At 72.8% G+C, this 15,864-nt stretch carries 16 protein-coding genes; 6 read left to right on the top strand and 10 right to left on the bottom strand.

All coding sequences use genetic code 11. The features are described from left to right. Positions 1–25 precede the first annotated feature (25 nt). Both PV343_RS19330 and PV343_RS19335 read left to right on the top strand, forming a co-directional pair. On the top strand, positions 26–811 hold the full coding sequence (locus PV343_RS19330; protein ID WP_319148190.1) for an SDR family oxidoreductase: 786 nt from the start codon (positions 26–28) through the stop codon (positions 809–811). Between the two features lie 127 nt (positions 812–938). Continuing rightward, the gene (locus tag PV343_RS19335) at positions 939–2,495 is read left to right on the top strand and encodes a sodium:solute symporter family protein (RefSeq protein ID WP_319148191.1); all 1,557 of its coding nucleotides are present in this window, start codon (positions 939–941) and stop codon (positions 2,493–2,495) included. 6 nt (positions 2,496–2,501) lie between these two features. Here the strand turns inward: PV343_RS19335 and PV343_RS19340 are convergent, their stop codons facing one another. Together PV343_RS19340 and PV343_RS19345 are read right to left on the bottom strand one after the other, a co-directional pair. Beyond that, positions 2,502–3,608: an ADP-ribosylglycohydrolase family protein gene (locus PV343_RS19340; RefSeq protein ID WP_387953039.1), complete on the bottom strand. Its 1,107-nt coding sequence runs from the start codon at positions 3,606–3,608 to the stop codon at positions 2,502–2,504. A 223-nt stretch (positions 3,609–3,831) separates the two neighbouring features. Then, complete coding sequence (locus tag PV343_RS19345; RefSeq protein ID WP_319148193.1) at positions 3,832–4,617, bottom strand: helix-turn-helix domain-containing protein; 786 nt, start codon at positions 4,615–4,617, stop codon at positions 3,832–3,834. 429 nt (positions 4,618–5,046) lie between these two features. Here PV343_RS19345 and PV343_RS19350 point away from each other — a divergent pair, with 429 nt between their 5' ends. Beyond that, positions 5,047–5,580: a DUF2165 domain-containing protein gene (locus PV343_RS19350; protein WP_319148194.1), complete on the top strand. Its 534-nt coding sequence runs from the start codon at positions 5,047–5,049 to the stop codon at positions 5,578–5,580. On the opposite strand, the gene PV343_RS19355 is transcribed toward PV343_RS19350, so the two are convergent. The 3 genes from PV343_RS19355 to PV343_RS19365 are packed head-to-tail and all read right to left on the bottom strand — an operon-like array spanning position 5,573 to position 9,684. Then, on the bottom strand, positions 5,573–6,154 hold the full coding sequence (locus tag PV343_RS19355) for a hypothetical protein (RefSeq protein WP_319148195.1): 582 nt from the start codon (positions 6,152–6,154) through the stop codon (positions 5,573–5,575). The genes PV343_RS19350 and PV343_RS19355 overlap by 8 nt on opposite strands. A gap of 59 nt (positions 6,155–6,213) precedes the next feature. Continuing rightward, on the bottom strand, positions 6,214–8,799 hold the full coding sequence (locus PV343_RS19360) for a bifunctional FO biosynthesis protein CofGH (RefSeq protein WP_319148196.1): 2,586 nt from the start codon (positions 8,797–8,799) through the stop codon (positions 6,214–6,216). Between the two features lie 24 nt (positions 8,800–8,823). Then, positions 8,824–9,684 (bottom strand): TIGR03619 family F420-dependent LLM class oxidoreductase, encoded by an 861-nt coding sequence (locus PV343_RS19365; RefSeq protein ID WP_319148197.1) that lies wholly within the window; start codon positions 9,682–9,684, stop codon positions 8,824–8,826. Positions 9,685–9,780: 96 nt separating this feature from the next. Between PV343_RS19365 and PV343_RS19370 the strand changes: the two genes are divergently transcribed. Continuing rightward, positions 9,781–11,172, top strand: coding sequence for a CehA/McbA family metallohydrolase (locus tag PV343_RS19370; protein WP_319148198.1), 1,392 nt, complete (start codon positions 9,781–9,783; stop codon positions 11,170–11,172). Here the strand turns inward: PV343_RS19370 and PV343_RS19375 are convergent. Continuing rightward, positions 11,165–11,677, bottom strand: a complete 513-nt coding sequence (locus tag PV343_RS19375) for a PadR family transcriptional regulator (protein WP_319148199.1) — start codon at positions 11,675–11,677, stop codon at positions 11,165–11,167. The genes PV343_RS19370 and PV343_RS19375 overlap by 8 nt on opposite strands. Before the next feature lie 106 nt (positions 11,678–11,783). On the opposite strand from PV343_RS19375, the gene PV343_RS19380 reads away from it, so the two are divergent. Beyond that, positions 11,784–12,353 (top strand): hypothetical protein, encoded by a 570-nt coding sequence (locus PV343_RS19380; protein WP_319148200.1) that lies wholly within the window; start codon positions 11,784–11,786, stop codon positions 12,351–12,353. 59 nt (positions 12,354–12,412) lie between these two features. Here PV343_RS19380 and PV343_RS19385 read toward each other — a convergent pair whose 3' ends face one another. The 4 genes from PV343_RS19385 to PV343_RS19400 are packed head-to-tail and all read right to left on the bottom strand — an operon-like array spanning position 12,413 to position 15,303. Next, entirely contained in the window at positions 12,413–12,811 is a 399-nt protein-coding gene (locus PV343_RS19385; RefSeq protein WP_319148201.1) for a hypothetical protein, read from the bottom strand. Between the two features lie 23 nt (positions 12,812–12,834). Continuing rightward, positions 12,835–13,329, bottom strand: coding sequence for a protease inhibitor I42 family protein (locus PV343_RS19390; protein ID WP_319148202.1), 495 nt, complete (start codon positions 13,327–13,329; stop codon positions 12,835–12,837). A gap of 6 nt (positions 13,330–13,335) precedes the next feature. Beyond that, complete coding sequence (locus tag PV343_RS19395; protein ID WP_319148203.1) at positions 13,336–14,916, bottom strand: peptidoglycan-binding protein; 1,581 nt, start codon at positions 14,914–14,916, stop codon at positions 13,336–13,338. Between the two features lie 12 nt (positions 14,917–14,928). Continuing rightward, positions 14,929–15,303 carry a hypothetical protein gene (locus PV343_RS19400; protein ID WP_319148204.1) on the bottom strand — a complete coding sequence of 125 codons (375 nt, stop codon included), beginning with the start codon at positions 15,301–15,303 and terminating at the stop codon, positions 14,929–14,931. A 159-nt stretch (positions 15,304–15,462) separates the two neighbouring features. Between PV343_RS19400 and PV343_RS19405 the strand changes: the two genes are divergently transcribed. Further along, complete coding sequence (locus PV343_RS19405; protein ID WP_319148205.1) at positions 15,463–15,864, top strand: nitroreductase/quinone reductase family protein; 402 nt, start codon at positions 15,463–15,465, stop codon at positions 15,862–15,864.

Genomic DNA, 15,864 nt, shown 5'->3' on the forward strand with positions numbered 1-15,864 from the left:
CAGAGCCAGGACGCTGGAGGTCGCGATGTCACTGCTCGCGGGCAAGACCGTGGTCGTCTCGGGGGTCGGGGCCGGACTCGGCCACCAGGTCGCCGCCGCCGTCGTACGGGACGGCGGGAACGCGGTGCTGGGGGCGCGCACCGAGGAGAACCTGGCCAAGAGCGCGGCCGGGATCGATCCGGAGGGCGCGCACACGGCGTACCGGACGACCGACATCACGGACGAGGGGCAGTGCGCGGCGCTGGCGGCGCTGGCCCGGGAGCGTTTCGGCGGGCTGCACGCCGTGGTGCACGTGGCGGCCTGGGACTCGTACTTCGGCGGGGTCGAGGACGCGGACTTCGCGACCTGGCGTTCGGTCATCGACGTGAACCTGCTGGGGACGCTGCGGATGACCCGGGCGTGCCTGCCGGGGCTGAAGGCGGCGGGCGGTTCGGTGGTGTTCATCGGGACGCAGTCGGCGGTGGCCGCGCCCTCGCAGGTGAAGCAGGCCGCGTACGCCGCCTCGAAGGGCGCGCTGACCAGCGCGATGTACTCGCTGGCGCGGGAGCTGGGGCCCTACCGGATCCGGGTGAACACGGTGCTGCCGGGCTGGATGTGGGGGCCGCCGGTGCAGGCCTACGTACGGTTCGCGGCGCAGAGCGAGAAGGTGCCGGAGGCGGAGGTGCTGGGCCGGCTGACGGAACGGATGGCGTTGCCGGAGCTGGCGACGGACGGGGACGTGGCCGACGCGGCGGTGTTCCTGGCGTCGGACCGGGCGCGGGCCATCACGGGCCAGTCGTTGCTGGTCAACGCGGGTGAGCTGATGCACTGACCGCAGGAACCGGCTCACCCAAGCTGTTCATGTGTATGAACAGAGGTCATTCTCCGGAACGATTTTACCTTTACTTGACCTGACGCTTGCTTGTCGTGTTCACGTGGCCGCACTCACGATCGGGCACATGAACAGTCTCGACTGGGCCGTGCTCATCGGCTACTTCGGAGTGATGGTCGCGATCGGCGTCTGGTCGCACAAGCGCGTGGACAACGTCAGCGACTTCTTCACGGCCGGCGGCAAGATGCCCTGGTGGCTCTCCGGCATCTCGCACCACATGTCGGGTTACAGCGCGGTGATGTTCACGGGATACGCGGGGATCGCCTACACCTATGGCGTCACCTCCTTCATCACCTGGTCCTTCCCGATCGCGCTCGGCATCGCCATCGGCTCCAAGCTGTTCGCGCCCCGCGTCAACCGGCTGCGGTCCCGGCTCCATGTGGCGTCCCCGCTGGAGTACCTGAAGAACCGCTACAACCTGCAGACGCAGCAGGCGCTCGCCTGGTCGGGCATGCTGCTGAAGATCGTGGACGTCGGTGCCAAGTGGGCGGCGATCTCCACCCTGTTGTCGGTGTTCACCGGTGTGTCGCTCAACCAGGGCATCCTGATCACCGGTGCGATCACCGCCGTGTACTGCACCATCGGCGGCCTGTGGGCGGACGCGCTCACCGAACTGGGCCAGTTCGTCATCCAGTTGCTGGCCGGCGTCTCGATGTTCGTCGCGGTCGTGATGAAGCTGAGCGACAAGCACATCGGCTTCCTCGGCGCCTGGGACGAGCCCGCGCTGCACGGCCACGGCAAGCCCCTGGTCGGTCCCTACGGCACGGTCTTCCTCCTCGCGTTCCTGTTCATCAAGCTGTTCGAGTACAACGGCGGCATGCTGAACCAGGCCCAGCGCTACATGGCGACGGGCAGCCCGTACGAGGCCGAGCGCTCGGCGCGGCTGTCGTCGGTGCTGTGGCTGGTGTGGCCGGTGGTCCTCTTCTTCCCCATGTGGATGTCCCCGCTCCTCGTCCACGCGCAGAAGCCGGACGGCTCGGACTCCTACGCCCTGATGACCGAACAGCTCCTGCCGCACGGCCTGCTGGGCCTGGTGATCGTCGGCTTCTTCTCGCACACGATGGCCATGTGCTCCTCCGACGCCAACGCGATCGCCGCGGTGTTCACCCGGGACGTGGCGCCGGTGCTGTCCGCGCGGGCGCGGGCGTGGGGCGAGCGCTCGGGCCTGGTCGCGGCCCGTGTGACCACGGTCGTCTTCCTCGGCCTGTCGATGGCGGTGGCGACCCAGGTCAACTCCCCCGCCTTCAAGGACATCATCACGGTCGTCATCAAGTGGGTGGCCGGTCTCATGGGCCCGATCGCCATCCCGATGATGCTGGGCCTGCTGCGCCCGTTCCGCCGCTCGGGACCGACGGCGGCCCTCACCAGCTGGGCGGCCGGTCTGCTCGCCTTCTGGCTGGTCAACTACCCGATCAGCTGGAACGTCGACGGCGGGGTCCCGCTCCAGTACCAGGTGTCGATCCCGCTGGCGGTCTCCCTGGTGCTCTACGTCCTGATCGGCCACCTGAAGCCGGAGGACACCCCCGAGCGCCTGGCCATCATCGAGCGGGTGAACTCGGACGGCGACGCGGCGGCGCTGCCGGTGCCCGCGGCGGCCGGGGACGACGTGGTCGGGGCGCCGTAGCGCGGTTCAGGCCCGCGGGTAGCGGGCCAGCCACCCCGGCGACGAGCCGGCCGGGCCGTGCAGCGCGGGGCCCTGGGTCATCTCCATCGCGAAGTCGTCGGCGAGTTCGAGGAGTGTGGGGCGGCCCTCCAGTTCGGCCAGCCAGGCCGGCGGGAGGGCCGTCTCGCCGTGCAGGGCGCCGAGCAGGCCCCCGGTCAGCGCGCCCGCGGCGGCCGAGGGGCCGCCCTGGTTCACCGCGAGGCACAGGCCGTGCCGTACGTCCTCGCCGACCAGGGCGCAGTAGACGGACGCGGCGAGCAGGCCGTCCGCGGTGCCGTCACCGGCCAGCTCCTCCACCCGGGCCGGTCCCGGCATGCCCTGGCGGACCGCTCCGAGCGCGTGCTGGAGGGCGTCGGAGACCGGCTGGTGGCCGGGGCGGGCGGCGAGCAGGGCGAGGGCGCGCTGCACGGCGCCGTCCAGGCTGTCGCCGCAGGCCAGGGCGTGCACGATGACGGCGTACGCGCCGGCCGAGAGGTAGGCGATGGGGTGCCCGTGGGTCTGGGCGGCGCACTCCACCGCGAGCTGGATGACGAGTTGCGGTTCCCAGCCGACCAGGAGACCGAAGGGGGCCGACCGGGCGACCGCCTCCGGGCCCAGCTCGCCGGGGTTCTTCGGGCGCTCCAGGGTGCCCATGGTCTCGTCGCCGAACCCGATGAGCAGCGCCCGGGTCGGCTCGCGGCGGGCGTACAGCCACTCCTCCCGCGCCAGCCAGCCGTCGTCCTTGCGGCGCTCGTCGGGTCCCCAGTCGCGCTGGGTGGCCGCCCACCGCAGGTAGGCGCGGTGCAGATCGGTCGGCGGGTGCCAGGCGCCGGTGTCGCGGCGCACCTGGGCGCGGATCAGCCCGTCCACCGAGAACAGGGTGAGCTGGGTGTGGTGCGTGACCGTGCCGCGCCGCCCGTGCCCGAAGGCCAGGTCGAGCAGCCCCTCCGGCCCGTAGGCGGAGCGGATCTCGTCCAGGGCGAGCGCGTCGGCGGGCCCGCCGAGCGCGTCCCCGACGGCCACCCCGAGCAGCGTGCCGCGCACCCGGCTGCGGAAGTCCTGCTGCTCGGCACGGCCCCAGACGGGACCGGACATGGCGTCCACCCCGACCTCCTCCCGGCAACCGACCGTACGTACGACGCCCAGCACTGTAATCGACCGGGGACATCCGGTTCACGGGGGCAAACCGGCTCCGCCGTCTCATTCCCACCCGGCTGTGACCGCGTCGACACGACCGGGGTGGGGCCGCCCTGGTTCCAGGGGGCGACGGCAACGGGGTCCAGGTGCCGGGTGACGCGCTACGCAGGCGTCGCGGGCCTCACGCCACAGCCGCGGCCCCGGCCGCCGGGCGGCAGTCGCGGCAACGGCCCGGGTGGGGGGAGCGGAAGGCTCGGTCGCAGCCGTCGCAGGTCTGGAGGGGGGTCGGGCGGTGTTGCGCCGGGGGTGGCGGGGGTGCGGGGAGGTGGGGCGGGAGCTGGGCGGTCAGGCGGTGACGCAGGAGGGCCGCCGGGTGCTTGATCGGGTCCTGGGGCAGGCCGGTCGTCAGGGTGCGGACCACGGCCGTGGGGGGCACGCCCCGCTCCAGCCACTCGGAGACGGCCGGTGCCAGGCGCAGGACGTCCCGGTCGGTGAGGAGCAGGCGGGAGTCGTGGGCGCGGAGGCCGGCCAGGAGGTCGGTCGCGGCCGAGCGTTGCCGCGGATGCGCGGGCCTGTCGGCCTTGTCCGGTACGGGCGAGGCGGCCGCGGCGATCGCGAGACGCGGCTTGTTGAACGAGGTCGTCCGGGTCGTCACTCGGCCGGATCGAAGACGCTCCTTGGTGCGTGAGAGGTAGCCGTGCTCCTCGAGTTCGCGCAGAGCCGCCGCGATCCGGATCTCGCCCTCGCGGAACTTCGCAGCCAGCGTCTTGATGCCGATCGGGGTGCCCTCGGGCAGCGACTGGATGTGCGTGGCCAGGCCGATCGCCGTCAGCGACAGCTCCGGGTGCTGTGCCAAGTGGTTGCCGATGACGGTGAAGTTGTCGTGATGGGGCTCGTTCACGTGGGTGACGCCGGAGGAATGCCCGGTCTTCGGGCGCTTGGGCGCGTTACGCTGCTTGTCAGTCACGGGGAAGGTGCTTCTTCCTTGGTGATCAGGCCCTCGCACTGGGATGCCAGTCCCGGCGAGGGCCGATGCATGTCTGCGGTTGCCGCGGCTGACGTTGCACCACAACTGCCCCGCCGCGCCAGTTGCGTTGGGCATATTCACTCCGGCGGGTGATCGCCGGGGGCGGCGGGGGTGGGTTCGGTTCTTTCCCCGGTTCTTTGGTCTTTGGCGTCGGGGGTCACCGGGTCGCGATCCACCGCGTCCCGGTGGGGGCGCGGATGCCGGTGGCCGCCGGTCGGCGGGCGGCGACCGGCGCGGCCCCGTCCGCCGGGTCGTGGTCACGCGGGACCCGGTCACGGCGGGTGCGGGACGGGAAGTCGGCGTGAACGCGGCGGGATTCTGGCGCAATGCGCGCGGCCGAAGGCGGGGCCCGGCGGGGAGAATCCAGCCATGACCACCACCCCCACCACAGCCACCACCTCCACCAGCCGCACCTCCGGTACGGCGCTGCCGTTGGCCGCCGGTGTGCTCACCGGGATACTGGGGCTCTACATCGCCCTGGTCGCGCTCGGGAACATCACCGACTTCGGGACCAACCAGCAGTTCGTGCGGCACGTGCTCGCGATGGACACCACGTTCAGGGACGACGACCTGATGTGGCGGGCCGTCACGAGCACCGCGCTGGAGGACACCGCCTACGTCGCCATCATCGTGTGGGAGACGGTCGCGGCCCTCGTCCTGGTGTGGGGGACCTGGCTGTGGGCCCGGCGCGACTTCGCGCGGGCCCGGCGCTTGTCCACCTACGGGCTGCTGATGCTGGTCCTGCTGTTCGGGGCCGGATTCATCGCCATCGGCGGGGAGTGGTTCGCGATGTGGCAGTCGAAGACCTGGAACGGGCTGGACGCGGCGACCCGGGTGTTCCTGCTCAGCGGGGTGGCGCTGATCGTCAACCAGCTCCCGGGCGGGCAGCGCGACGCTACTTGACCACCGTCACCTTGGTGTTCAGGTCGCCGAAGCCCCACAGCGCGGCCCCGTCAACCTTGTTCGCGCGGATGCCGCCCAGCTTCTGGCCGTTCGCCGGGGGCGGGGAGGCGCCGTCGAGGGCGTTGGAGAAGGCCACGTTCACCCCGGCCACCTCGGTGATGTACATCACGTGCTCGATCTGGACGCCGTCCGAGCCGGGGATGGACTGGGTGCGCTTGATGACCGAGTAGCTGCCGGGCCGCGGGTTCACCGTGCCCGGCCAGACCGTGAAGGTGCGGGACGCCTTGCCGGTCGCGTCGACCAGCCACACCCGCTTCTCGCCGAGGGAGTAGACGATCCGGCGGCCGCTGCCCGACGCGTCGGGCAGCGCCGGGGGCCCGGACGGCTTGCCCGACGAGGGCCGGTGCGCCCCCGGCGACGGCGACGCCGACGCCGATGCCGACGGGCCGGGCCGGGCCGACGCGGTGGGATGCGGCCCGTGGTCCGCCTGCAGGGCGAGGGCGACGACGGCAGCGGTCGCCCCCACCGTCAGGCCGGAGACCCAGGCCCACGAGGGCAGCAGTCGGGCAGGCACGGGTACGCATCTCCTCCGCTACGGGTCCCCCATGCGGATCTGGGGTCGGATCATCGTACTCAGTCCAGGACGGGCAGCAGGTCGGGCAGGTGCCCGTCGGACGCCTCGGCGGCCCGCCGCCGCTCCTCGGGCACCTCGCCGTACAGCGTGGTGCGCGGCCGCGCCGGCCGGCCGGCCGCCTCCGCCACCGCCACCAGGTCCCGGACCGACTTGTACGAGCCGTACGAGGAGCCCGCCATGCGGGAGATCGTCTCCTCCATCAGCGTGCCGCCCAGGTCGTTCGCCCCGGAGCGGAGCATCTCCGCCGCGCCTTCGGCGCCCAGCTTGACCCAGCTCGTCTGGATGTTGGGGATGTGCGGGTGCAGCAGCAGCCGGGCCATCGCCGTCACCGCCCGGTTGTCCCGGACCGAGGGGCCCGGGCGGGCGATGCCGGCCAGGTACACCGGGGCGTTGGTGTGGATGAAGGGCAGCGTCACGAACTCCGTGAAGCCGCCCGTGCGCTGCTGGATCCCGGCCAGCGTCCGCAGGTGGCCGAGCCAGTGGCGGGGCTGGTCCACGTGGCCGTACATCATCGTGGACGAGGACCGGATGCCCAGCTCGTGGGCCGTGGTGACGACCTCGATCCAGGTCGCCGCCGGCAGCTTGCCCTTGGTCAGCACCCAGCGGACCTCGTCGTCGAGGATCTCCGCCGCCGTCCCGGGGATGCTGTCCAGGCCGGCCTCCTTGGCGGCGGTGAGCCACTCCCGGATCGACAGACCGGTCCGGGTCGCGCCGTTCACCACCTCCATCGGCGAGAAGGCGTGCACGTGCATGCCGGGGACGCGCTCCTTGACCGCCTTCGCGATGTCGAAGTACGCCGTCCCGGGCAGGTCCGGGTGGATGCCGCCCTGCATGCACACCTCGACCGCGCCCACGTCCCACGCCTGCCGGGCCCGGTCGGCGACCTGCTCCAGGGACAGCGTGTACGCGTCGGCGTCCGTGCGGCGCTGCGCGAAGGCGCAGAAGCGGCAGCCGGTGTAGCAGACGTTGGTGAAGTTGATGTTGCGCGTGACGATGTACGTCACGTCGTCGCCCACCGCCGACCTGCGCACGTCGTCCGCCACCCGGCACAGCGCGTCCAGCGCCGGACCGTCGGCGTGCAGCAGGGCCAGCGCCTCGGCGTCGGTGAGCCGGGTCGGGTCGTCGGCCGCCGTGCGCAGCGCCTGCCGTACGTCGGTGTCGATGCGCTCCGGGACCATGCCGGGGGCCGCAGCCTCGCGCAGCGCGTCCCAGTCGCCGTACACCTCGTCGAAGTCCGCGCGCCGGTCGGAGGTGCGGCCGACGGTGTCGATGGTGTGGTGCAGGTCCGTGCGGCCGGTGGCCTCGAACGCCTCCTCGGGCTCCTGCCACGGGCGGCCCTCGACCACCGCGGCCGGACGCGCGAGTCCCGTCTCCGGGTCGGCGAGCGCGTTCACGTGCGGGCGCAGCCGCGGGTCGAGCCAGGGTTCGCCGCGGCGCACGAACTCCGGGTAGACGCAGAGGCGTTCACGCAGCTCGAAGCCGGCGGCGCGGGAACGCTCGGTCAGCTCCTCGATCTGCGGCCAGGGACGTTCGGGGTTGACGTGGTCGATGGTCAGGGGCGAGACCCCGCCCCAGTCGTCGATGCCGGCGCCGATCAGCCGCTCGTACTCGGCGTCGACGAGGTTCGGCGGGGCCTGGAGGCAGGCGCCCGGGCCCATGATGTGCCGGGCCACCGCGACGGTCGCGACCAGCGCGTCCAGTTCGGCGTCCGGCATGCCGCGCATCGCCGTGTCCGGCTTGGCGCGGAAGTTCTGGATGATCAGTTCCTGGATGCCGTGGTGGGCCCGGGAGACCTTGCGCAGCGCGAAGAGGGACTCGGCGCGCTCCTCGTGGGTCTCGCCGATGCCGATCAGCAGGCCGGAGGTGAAGGGGACGGAGGAGCGGCCGGCGTCCTCCAGGACGCGCAGGCGTACGGCGGGTTCCTTGTCCGGGGAGCCGTGGTGCGGGCCGCCGGGCTCGGACCACAGCCGGGTCGCGGTGGTCTCCAGCATCATGCCCATCGACGGGGCGACCGGCTTCAGACGCTGGAAGTCGGTCCAGGTCAGCACGCCGGGGTTGAGGTGGGGCAGCAGGCCCGTCTCCTCCAGCACGCGGATCGAGATCGCGCGGACGTAGGCGATGGTGTCGTCGTAGCCGTGCGCGTCCAGCCACTCGCGCGCCTCGGGCCAGCGGTCCTCGGGCTTGTCCCCGAGGGTGATCAGGGCTTCCTTGCAGCCGAGGGCGGCGCCCTTGCGGGCGATGTCGAGCACCTCGTCGGGGGACATGAACATCCCGTGGCCCGCGCGGCGCAGCTTGCCGGGGACGGTGACGAAGGTGCAGTAGTGGCACTTGTCCCGGCACAGCCGGGTGAGGGGGATGAAGACGCTCTTCGAGTAGGTGATGACACCGGGCCGGCCCGCCGCCTCCAGGCCGGCGTCACGGACCCTGGCGGCGGACGCGGCGAGGTCGGTGAGTGCCTCGCCGCGGGCCTGCAGCAGCACCGCCGCCTCCGTGACGTCGAGGGCGACGCCGTCCCGGGCACGTTTGAGAGCGCGACGCATGGAGTTCTCGGTGGGGCCGGTTCCGGAGGTCGCGGAAGTCGTCATCCCCTGAGCATACGTTCGGGCTGATCACCCGGTCGTCGGCCGCAGGAACACCGCGTACTCGTCCAGGACACGCAGCACTTCGGGCTCCGCGGCCGACGGGAGCTGGACGACGGTCTCCTCGATGCCCAGCTCGGCGTAGTGGGCGAGTTTGCCGGGGGTGGGGTGGACGGCGTACGGGACCACCTGGAGGCCGGCCGGGTCGCGGCCGGCGTCCGTCCACACGGAGCGCAGCACGGGCAGGGACTCGGTCAGGCCGCCTCCGCCGATCGGCAGCCAGCCGTCGGCGTACTCCGCGATGTGCGCGAAGAGTTTCGGCCCGGCCGCCCCGCCGATCAGGGTGCGGGGTCCGACGACCGGTCCGCGCGGCTTTCGGACCGGCTTGGGGAAGGCCGAGCTGGGCCGCACCCCGCCGAACTCGCTGTGGTGGCCCACCGGTTCCTCGGACCACAGGGCCCGCATCAGGGCCATCCGGTCCCGGACCAGTTCCCGGCGGCGGCGCCACTCGACGCCGTGGTCGGCGGCCTCCTCGACGTTCCAGCCGAAGCCGAGCCCGAGGGTGAAGCGGCCGCCGGAGAGGTGGTCGAGGGTGGCGATCTGCTTGGCCAGGGCGATCGGGTCGTGCTGGGCGACCAGGGTGATCCCGGTGCCCAGCGCCAGCCGCTCGGTGACGGCCGCGGCCTGGCCGAGGGCGACGAAGGGGTCGAGGGTGCGGCCGTACTCGCGTGGCAGTTCGCCGCCGACCGGGTACGGGGTGGTGCGCTCGAGGGGGATGTGGGTGTGCTCGGGCAGGTACAGCCCGGCGAAGCCGCGCTGTTCGAGTTCGCGGGCGAGACGGGTGGGGGTCACCGTCTCGTCGGTGAGGAAGATGGTCACGGCGATCCGCATGGGTCATCTGTACCGGGGGCGGCACCAGAAGTCGATACCGACTGGTTGGCTTGTCCTGTGGTTCCCGGTGCGCCGGGGACTGCCTACGGTGGAGGGGTGACGACGTTGCGCGGCACCCTGCCCCCCGGCTCACCCGACTACGTCTACCTGCCGTTCGAAGTACCGCCAGGAACCGCCGAGTTGCACGTCTCCTACCGCTACGACCGGCCCGCCGTCCCGGCCGGCACCCCGGGCAACGCCCTCGACATCGGGCTGTTCGACGAGCGCGGCACCGAACCGGGCGGCCGGGGCTTCAGGGGCTGGTCGGGCGGCGCCCGCACGGAGTTCTTCGTCCGGGCCGACGACGCGACGCCCGGCTACCTGCCCGGCCCGCCGCGGCCCGGGACCTGGTACGTCGCGCTGGGCCCGTACACGGTCGCGCCGCAGGGGCTGACGTACGAGGTGACGGTCACGCTCACGCCGGGGGACCCTGGCAGGGCCTCCGCACCGGTGTATCCGCCCGGCCGTGCCCGCGGCCGGGGCCGGGACTGGTACCGGGGCGACTGCCACCTGCACTCCTGGCACTCCGACGGCCGCCGCACGCCGGACGAGATCGCCGCGCTGGCGCGTGCGGCCGGCCTCGACTTCATCAACAGCTCCGACCACAACACGACGTCCGCGCACGCCCACTGGGCCGCGGCGGCGGGCGACGACCTGCTGGTCCTGCTGGGCGAGGAGATCACCACCAGGAACGGTCACGTGCTGGCCCTCGGGACCGATCCGGGCACCTTCGTCGACTGGCGCTACCGGGCCCGGGACGGCCGCTTCGGCCGCTTCGCCCGGCGCGTGCGCGAGGCCGGGGGGCTGGTCGTGCCCGCCCACCCGCACGCCACCTGCGTCGGGTGCGCCTGGAAGTTCGGGTTCGGCGAGGCGGACGCGGTGGAGGTGTGGAACGGGCCGTACACCCCGGACGACGAGGTGGCCCTGGCCGCGTGGGACGCCCGGCTCGTGGCGTCCGTGCGGCAGGGGCGGGGGTGGCTGCCGGCGATGGGCGACAGCGACGCCCACCGCGACCCGGACGCGGTCGGCCTGCCCCAGACGGTCGTCCTCGCCGAGGACCTGACCCGCGAGGCGATCCAGGACGGCCTGCGCGCGGGCCGCTCGTACGTGGCCGAGTCCCGGGCGGTGACCCTCGACTTCGGCGTCCTGGGGCCGGACGGCCGGCGGGCCGGGATCGGGGAGCGGCTGGCGGTGCCGGACGACACCCCGGTGACGGTGCGCCTGGACGTCACCGGCGCCCCGGGTTGCTCCGTCCGCCTCGTCACCGACCAGGGCGTGCTGTTCACCGGTGACCCGCTGCCGGTGTCGGGCGCGGGCACGGTCGAGTGGCGCACGACGCCGGCGTACGCGGCCTACGTGCGTGCCGAGGTGCGGCACGAGGCGGCCGCGGGCCCGCTGCCCGGGGCGTTGGCCGCGTTCACCAACCCGGTGTTCCTCGGGCTCACTTGAGCTGGTCGGCGGCCCAGCTCGCCCACTCCTCGCGCATGGCGTTGAACCGCAGGCCGTACTCCAGGGCGATGCGTCCGTAGACCGAGAGGTTGCCGTCGTCCCAGTCGATGGAATCGGCCAGCCCCCTGAGCTGCTCGTGGCTCTCGCGGGACATCTCGGTGAGCCCGATCAGGTACGTGCGCGCCTGCTCGGGGGTCAGCACGCCGAGGAAGAAGACCCGCAGCAGGATGTCGCTGCGGGTGTTGCGCTGGGGGGCGGTCCCGGTCAGCCAGTGGCGCAGCTCGGCCAGCCCCTCGTCGGTGAGGGCGTACTCCTTGCGGCCGCGCGGGCCCTCGGCGGCCACCGTGATCAGCCCGGAACCGGCCAGTCGGGTCAGCTCGGTGTAGATCTGGCTCTGGGTCGCCGGCCACACGTTGGCCAGCGAGGTGTCGAACGTCTTCAGCAGGTCGTAGCCGCTGGCGGGGCGTTCCGAGAGCAGTCCGAGCAGTGCGTGCTTGAGGCTCATGCCCTCCACTCTACATTCCACTGTTGACATGTCACGAGGCGACCTTCTACTTTTGACATGTCGGAACCGGAAGCCCGGCCGACACCGACCGAGAACGGGGAGTCCCATGTCGTACCTGCGTACGTTCCTGCCGTGGATCGTCTTCGCCGTCATCCCCTCCGGGGACTGGCAGTGGGGTGCCCTGGCCGCCCTGGTGGTGTCCGTGGGGCTCGTCGCGCAGGAGCGACGGTCGGGCGCCGGCTTCGACGCGCTCGTCATCGAGACCGGCTCGGCCGTCTTCTTCGCGGTCCTCACCGCCGTCGCCTTCGCCGACCCGCACTCGGGCGTGCACGCCTACTCGGCGCCGCTGGCCTCCGGCACCCTGGCCGTCATCGCCGGGATCTCGCTGGCCGTCGGCCGGCCTTTCACCCTCGGCATCGCCAAGCGCACCACACCGCCCGAGGTCTGGGGCCTGAAGCCGTTCGTCCGGACCAACGTCGTGATCACCGCCGTGTGGACCGCCGCGTTCGCCGTCACCGCCGTCGTCCTCGCCCTGCTGGCCCACGCCGGGGACGCCCACTCGACGCCCGCGACCCTCGTCCAGATCGCCGGGTTCGCCGTGCCGATGGTCTTCACCGTCCGCTACGTCGCCCACGTCCAGGCGAAGGCCGGGGCCGCCGGACAGGTGGCCCGGTGACCACCGCCCCGAGCCGCCTGAGCCGGCTTCCACGACAAATGGCCGGCGGAAGAGAAGGGTCAGGCCTCGCCGACGGGCCGGGTGCGGGCGTCCCGGCGCAGGCCCAGGAGTTCGGCGACCGTGTCCAGCCAGCGGGCGGTCCGTGTCTCGCCCTCGGGCGTGTCCGCGAGCTGAGCGGCGGTCTCCAGCCACTGCCGCAGCAGGGCCGACGCCTCGCGGGACGGCAGCGGTTCGGGCAGGGCGGCGGCGTACCGCAGGCCGCCGGCGCGTACCACCTTCGCGACGTACGACAGCGAGCGCGGGACCACGCCGAGCCGGTCCAGGGTGACGGCGGCCGCGACGGCGCCGTCACCGAACAGGGCGGTGCGGAACGCGTCCTGGGTGAGGCCGTAGCGGAGCAGCACGGTCACGTCCGTGGTGGCGAGGACCTCGTCGTCGGTGCGGGGTGCGGAGGGCATGGGCGGCTTTCCGGTGCTCGGGGTCAGCGGACCGTGATCGTGTAGACGAAGAACGCCGGCCGGTCGTCCGGTGTGCCCGTCGCGGTCGGGTAGGGGCTCGCCGACGCCTTGCCGGAGGCGGTCGCGCTGGGCAGCGGAGCCGCCGACCGGGTGCCGCTGTGGCAGCTCCCCATGGGGCAGTGCAGGAGCCGCACGGTGGCCCTGCCGGGCTTGCGGGCGGTGAAGTCGAAGAACTGGGTGCCGTCGCCGCCGCCGGTGTTGTCGCTCCCCTCCTCCTCTTCCCGCTTGCCCCGGTAGGTCAGCACGTCCGTGTCCGGCCGGGGGCCTGCCAGGTACCAGTTCTCCCCGAGCGCGGGGTTCGCCGGCACCTTCAGGGTGAACCGGTCCCCCGCCGCCACGGTGACGGCACGCTGGTCGGTGCCGTACTCGTCGGCTCCCCCCGAGGAGCCGCAGCCGGTCAGCAGGAGGACGCCGGCCGCGGCGGCGGCCGCCGGGGTCAGTACGGTGCGCAGGTTCACGGTCGCTCAGTTCTGCTGGATGTAGACGGTGTCGACGTTGCCCTTGTGGGCGGGCGAGTAGCGGTCGTCCGCGGCGGCGCTGAGGTCACCGCTGACGAAGTCCTCCTCGCTGACCCAGGTGGTGACGCCCCACGGGTTGTAGATCTGGAGCCGGTCGCCCTCCTGGCCGATGATCATCATGCTGTGGCCGTGCCGGTCACCGTTGTCGTCGTACCGCTCGATGTTGATGGGCACGGGCTTGCCCTCGGCGACGGACTTCTCGATGTCGGGCAGCACGTTGCGCCGGTCGTCCCGGCCGCCCATGTTCTGGGCCTCGTAGTGGTCGCCGGTGTGCGGGCTGAGCTCGTCGTTGGAGATCTCCACCTGCCCGTCCTTGTCCATGCCGTTCGGGTGCTCGTCCCACCACCAGCCGGCGTTGTCGCCGTCGCCCTCCTCGTGCAGGCGGAGCTGTTCGTCGGTCAGGCGCTTGCGGAAGTGCTCCGGGTCGTCGTCGGTGCCGTCGGGGCCGCCGGTCAGCTCCAGCGCGTACACGGGGTCCACGAGGGCGCGCGCGGTGACCGTGGAGGAGGGCACACAGGTCTCGCCGTCCTGGTCCCACAGCTTGCCGTTGAAGTCCTGGGTCTCCTGACCGGTGGCCGTGGGCCCGTTGTTCGTCGACACCGGTGCCAGGTGCTCCCGCAGCCACACCGCGTCCTTGCCGTGGATCTTGCCGTCGAACGTCTCGACCTCGTCGAGGGAGTAGCCGGAGGCGAGCGCCTTCATCAGGTACGCCTTCTCCTGCGGCGTCGAGGCGCCGGCCAGCAGCCTGTCCATCCGGGCCCGGTCGGCGGGCGAGAGGTTGCGCATGGCGCGGCCGGAGCGTTCGAGGTCGTTGGCCGTGAGGATCTCGTTGAGCTCGGGATCGCCGCCCGCGTTGCTGGTGTCGGCCAGCGCCAGCCGGTCCGCCGCGGTCAGCCCGTCCCCGCCCAGTTTCCCGGCCCGTGCCTCCGAGGCCCACTTGTTGAGGTCGCGGGCCGCGGCGCGGGCGGCGTCGTCGGCGGCGACGGCGGCCTTGTGCAGGATGTCGACGCCCTCGGAGGCGACCGAGCGTGCCTTCAGCCGGGCGGACTCCTCGTCGTCGTCCTCGTACCAGTCGTCGAAGAAGCCGTCCCTGCCGCCGAGCATCGTGCGAGCCTCGTTCAGCTTGGACCGGCCGCCCTGGTCCTGGGTCCGGGCCGCCTTGACCGCGTCGGCGAGCGCCAGCAGCGCCTTGCCGCCGCCCTCGAACGCGTCGGCCATCCGCTGCGCGTCCCGGCCGGCGGCGCTCACCACGCCGGACGCGAGCACGCTGGTCTCGCCGACCCACACCTCGGGCAGGCCCTTGCCCGCCACCTTGTCGACGCGCTCGCGCAGACGCGTGGCGTCGTCGGCCTGGCCGCGGTAGCGCTTGGCGAGCGCCTCCAGCGTCGCGTGGTCGCCCTGCGGCGGGGAGACGGACAGCGCGTCGTCGATCGCGTCGATCAGGTCGTTCTTGCTGCCCGCCGAGGAGATGCGCCCGCGCAGGCCGTCGAGCCGCTTGCGGCGGTCGGTGGTGTCCTCCGTCGCCATGGTGCCGCTCCCTCAGTAGCCGGCCAGCGCCGACGGGCGGCCGGCGTGGGCGGGCTGGATGGTGACGCGGCCGCCGTCGGCGGGCACGCTGCGGATGCCGGTGTCGACGAGGCCGTCGCTGCCGTCGTAGGCGCCCTTGGCGCCCCGCACCTTGCCCGCGAGTTCGTGCAGCGCCGCCTGAAGCGTCTTCGCCTCCGCCTCCCAGGCGGCGGCGTAGGCGTTGAACGCGGTGGCCGCGTCCGGGCCGCCCAGCGCCTCGTCCGTGTAGCAGGCGGCGGGGTCGACCGCCGCGCGGATCTTCCCCGTGTCGTCGCCCGCGCCGTCCAGTTCGTTCGCCTGCCCGGACATGCCCGACTTGACGTGGTAGCCGTCCGAAGACGCGCCCATCATGCTCCCCCGTTGCACCAGCTCGTGATCGCGGGGAGGCTAACACGCGCCGGTCGCGGGCCGGTTCGCGCCGCACACGCCCCCCACAGGGCGGTCACACCATCCGCGCCGGCCGCCCGGCCGGCGCCGGCCGCCGAAGAGAGCAGGAGAGTCACGGACATGTCGCCCCAGCCCCAGCCCGGTCCCAAGCAGCGGATCGTCACCCGCTTCCAGCGCCTCGTCGTCAACCCGCTCAACCGGCGGCTGCCGTTCCAGACGCTGCTGGAGACCACCGGCCGCGCGTCCGGGCAGCCTCGGCGTACCCCGGTGGGCGGACGCCGGACCGGGGACTCCTTCTGGATCGTCTCGGAGTTCGGGTTCACGTCCCAGTACGTCCGCAACATCCAGGCCGACCCCCGGGTCCGCGTGCGCCTCCGCGGCCGCTGGCACCACGGCACCGCCCACCTGCTGCCGGAGGACGACGCCCGGGCCCGGCTGCGCACCCTGCCCCGCTTCAACAGCGCGGTCGTACGGGCCCTGGGCGCCGGTCTGCTGACCGTGCGGGTGGACCTGTCGGACTGA

The organism is Streptomyces sp. WI03-4A (assembly GCF_033792105.1).
GTDB lineage: Bacteria > Actinomycetota > Actinomycetes > Streptomycetales > Streptomycetaceae > Streptomyces > Streptomyces collinus_A.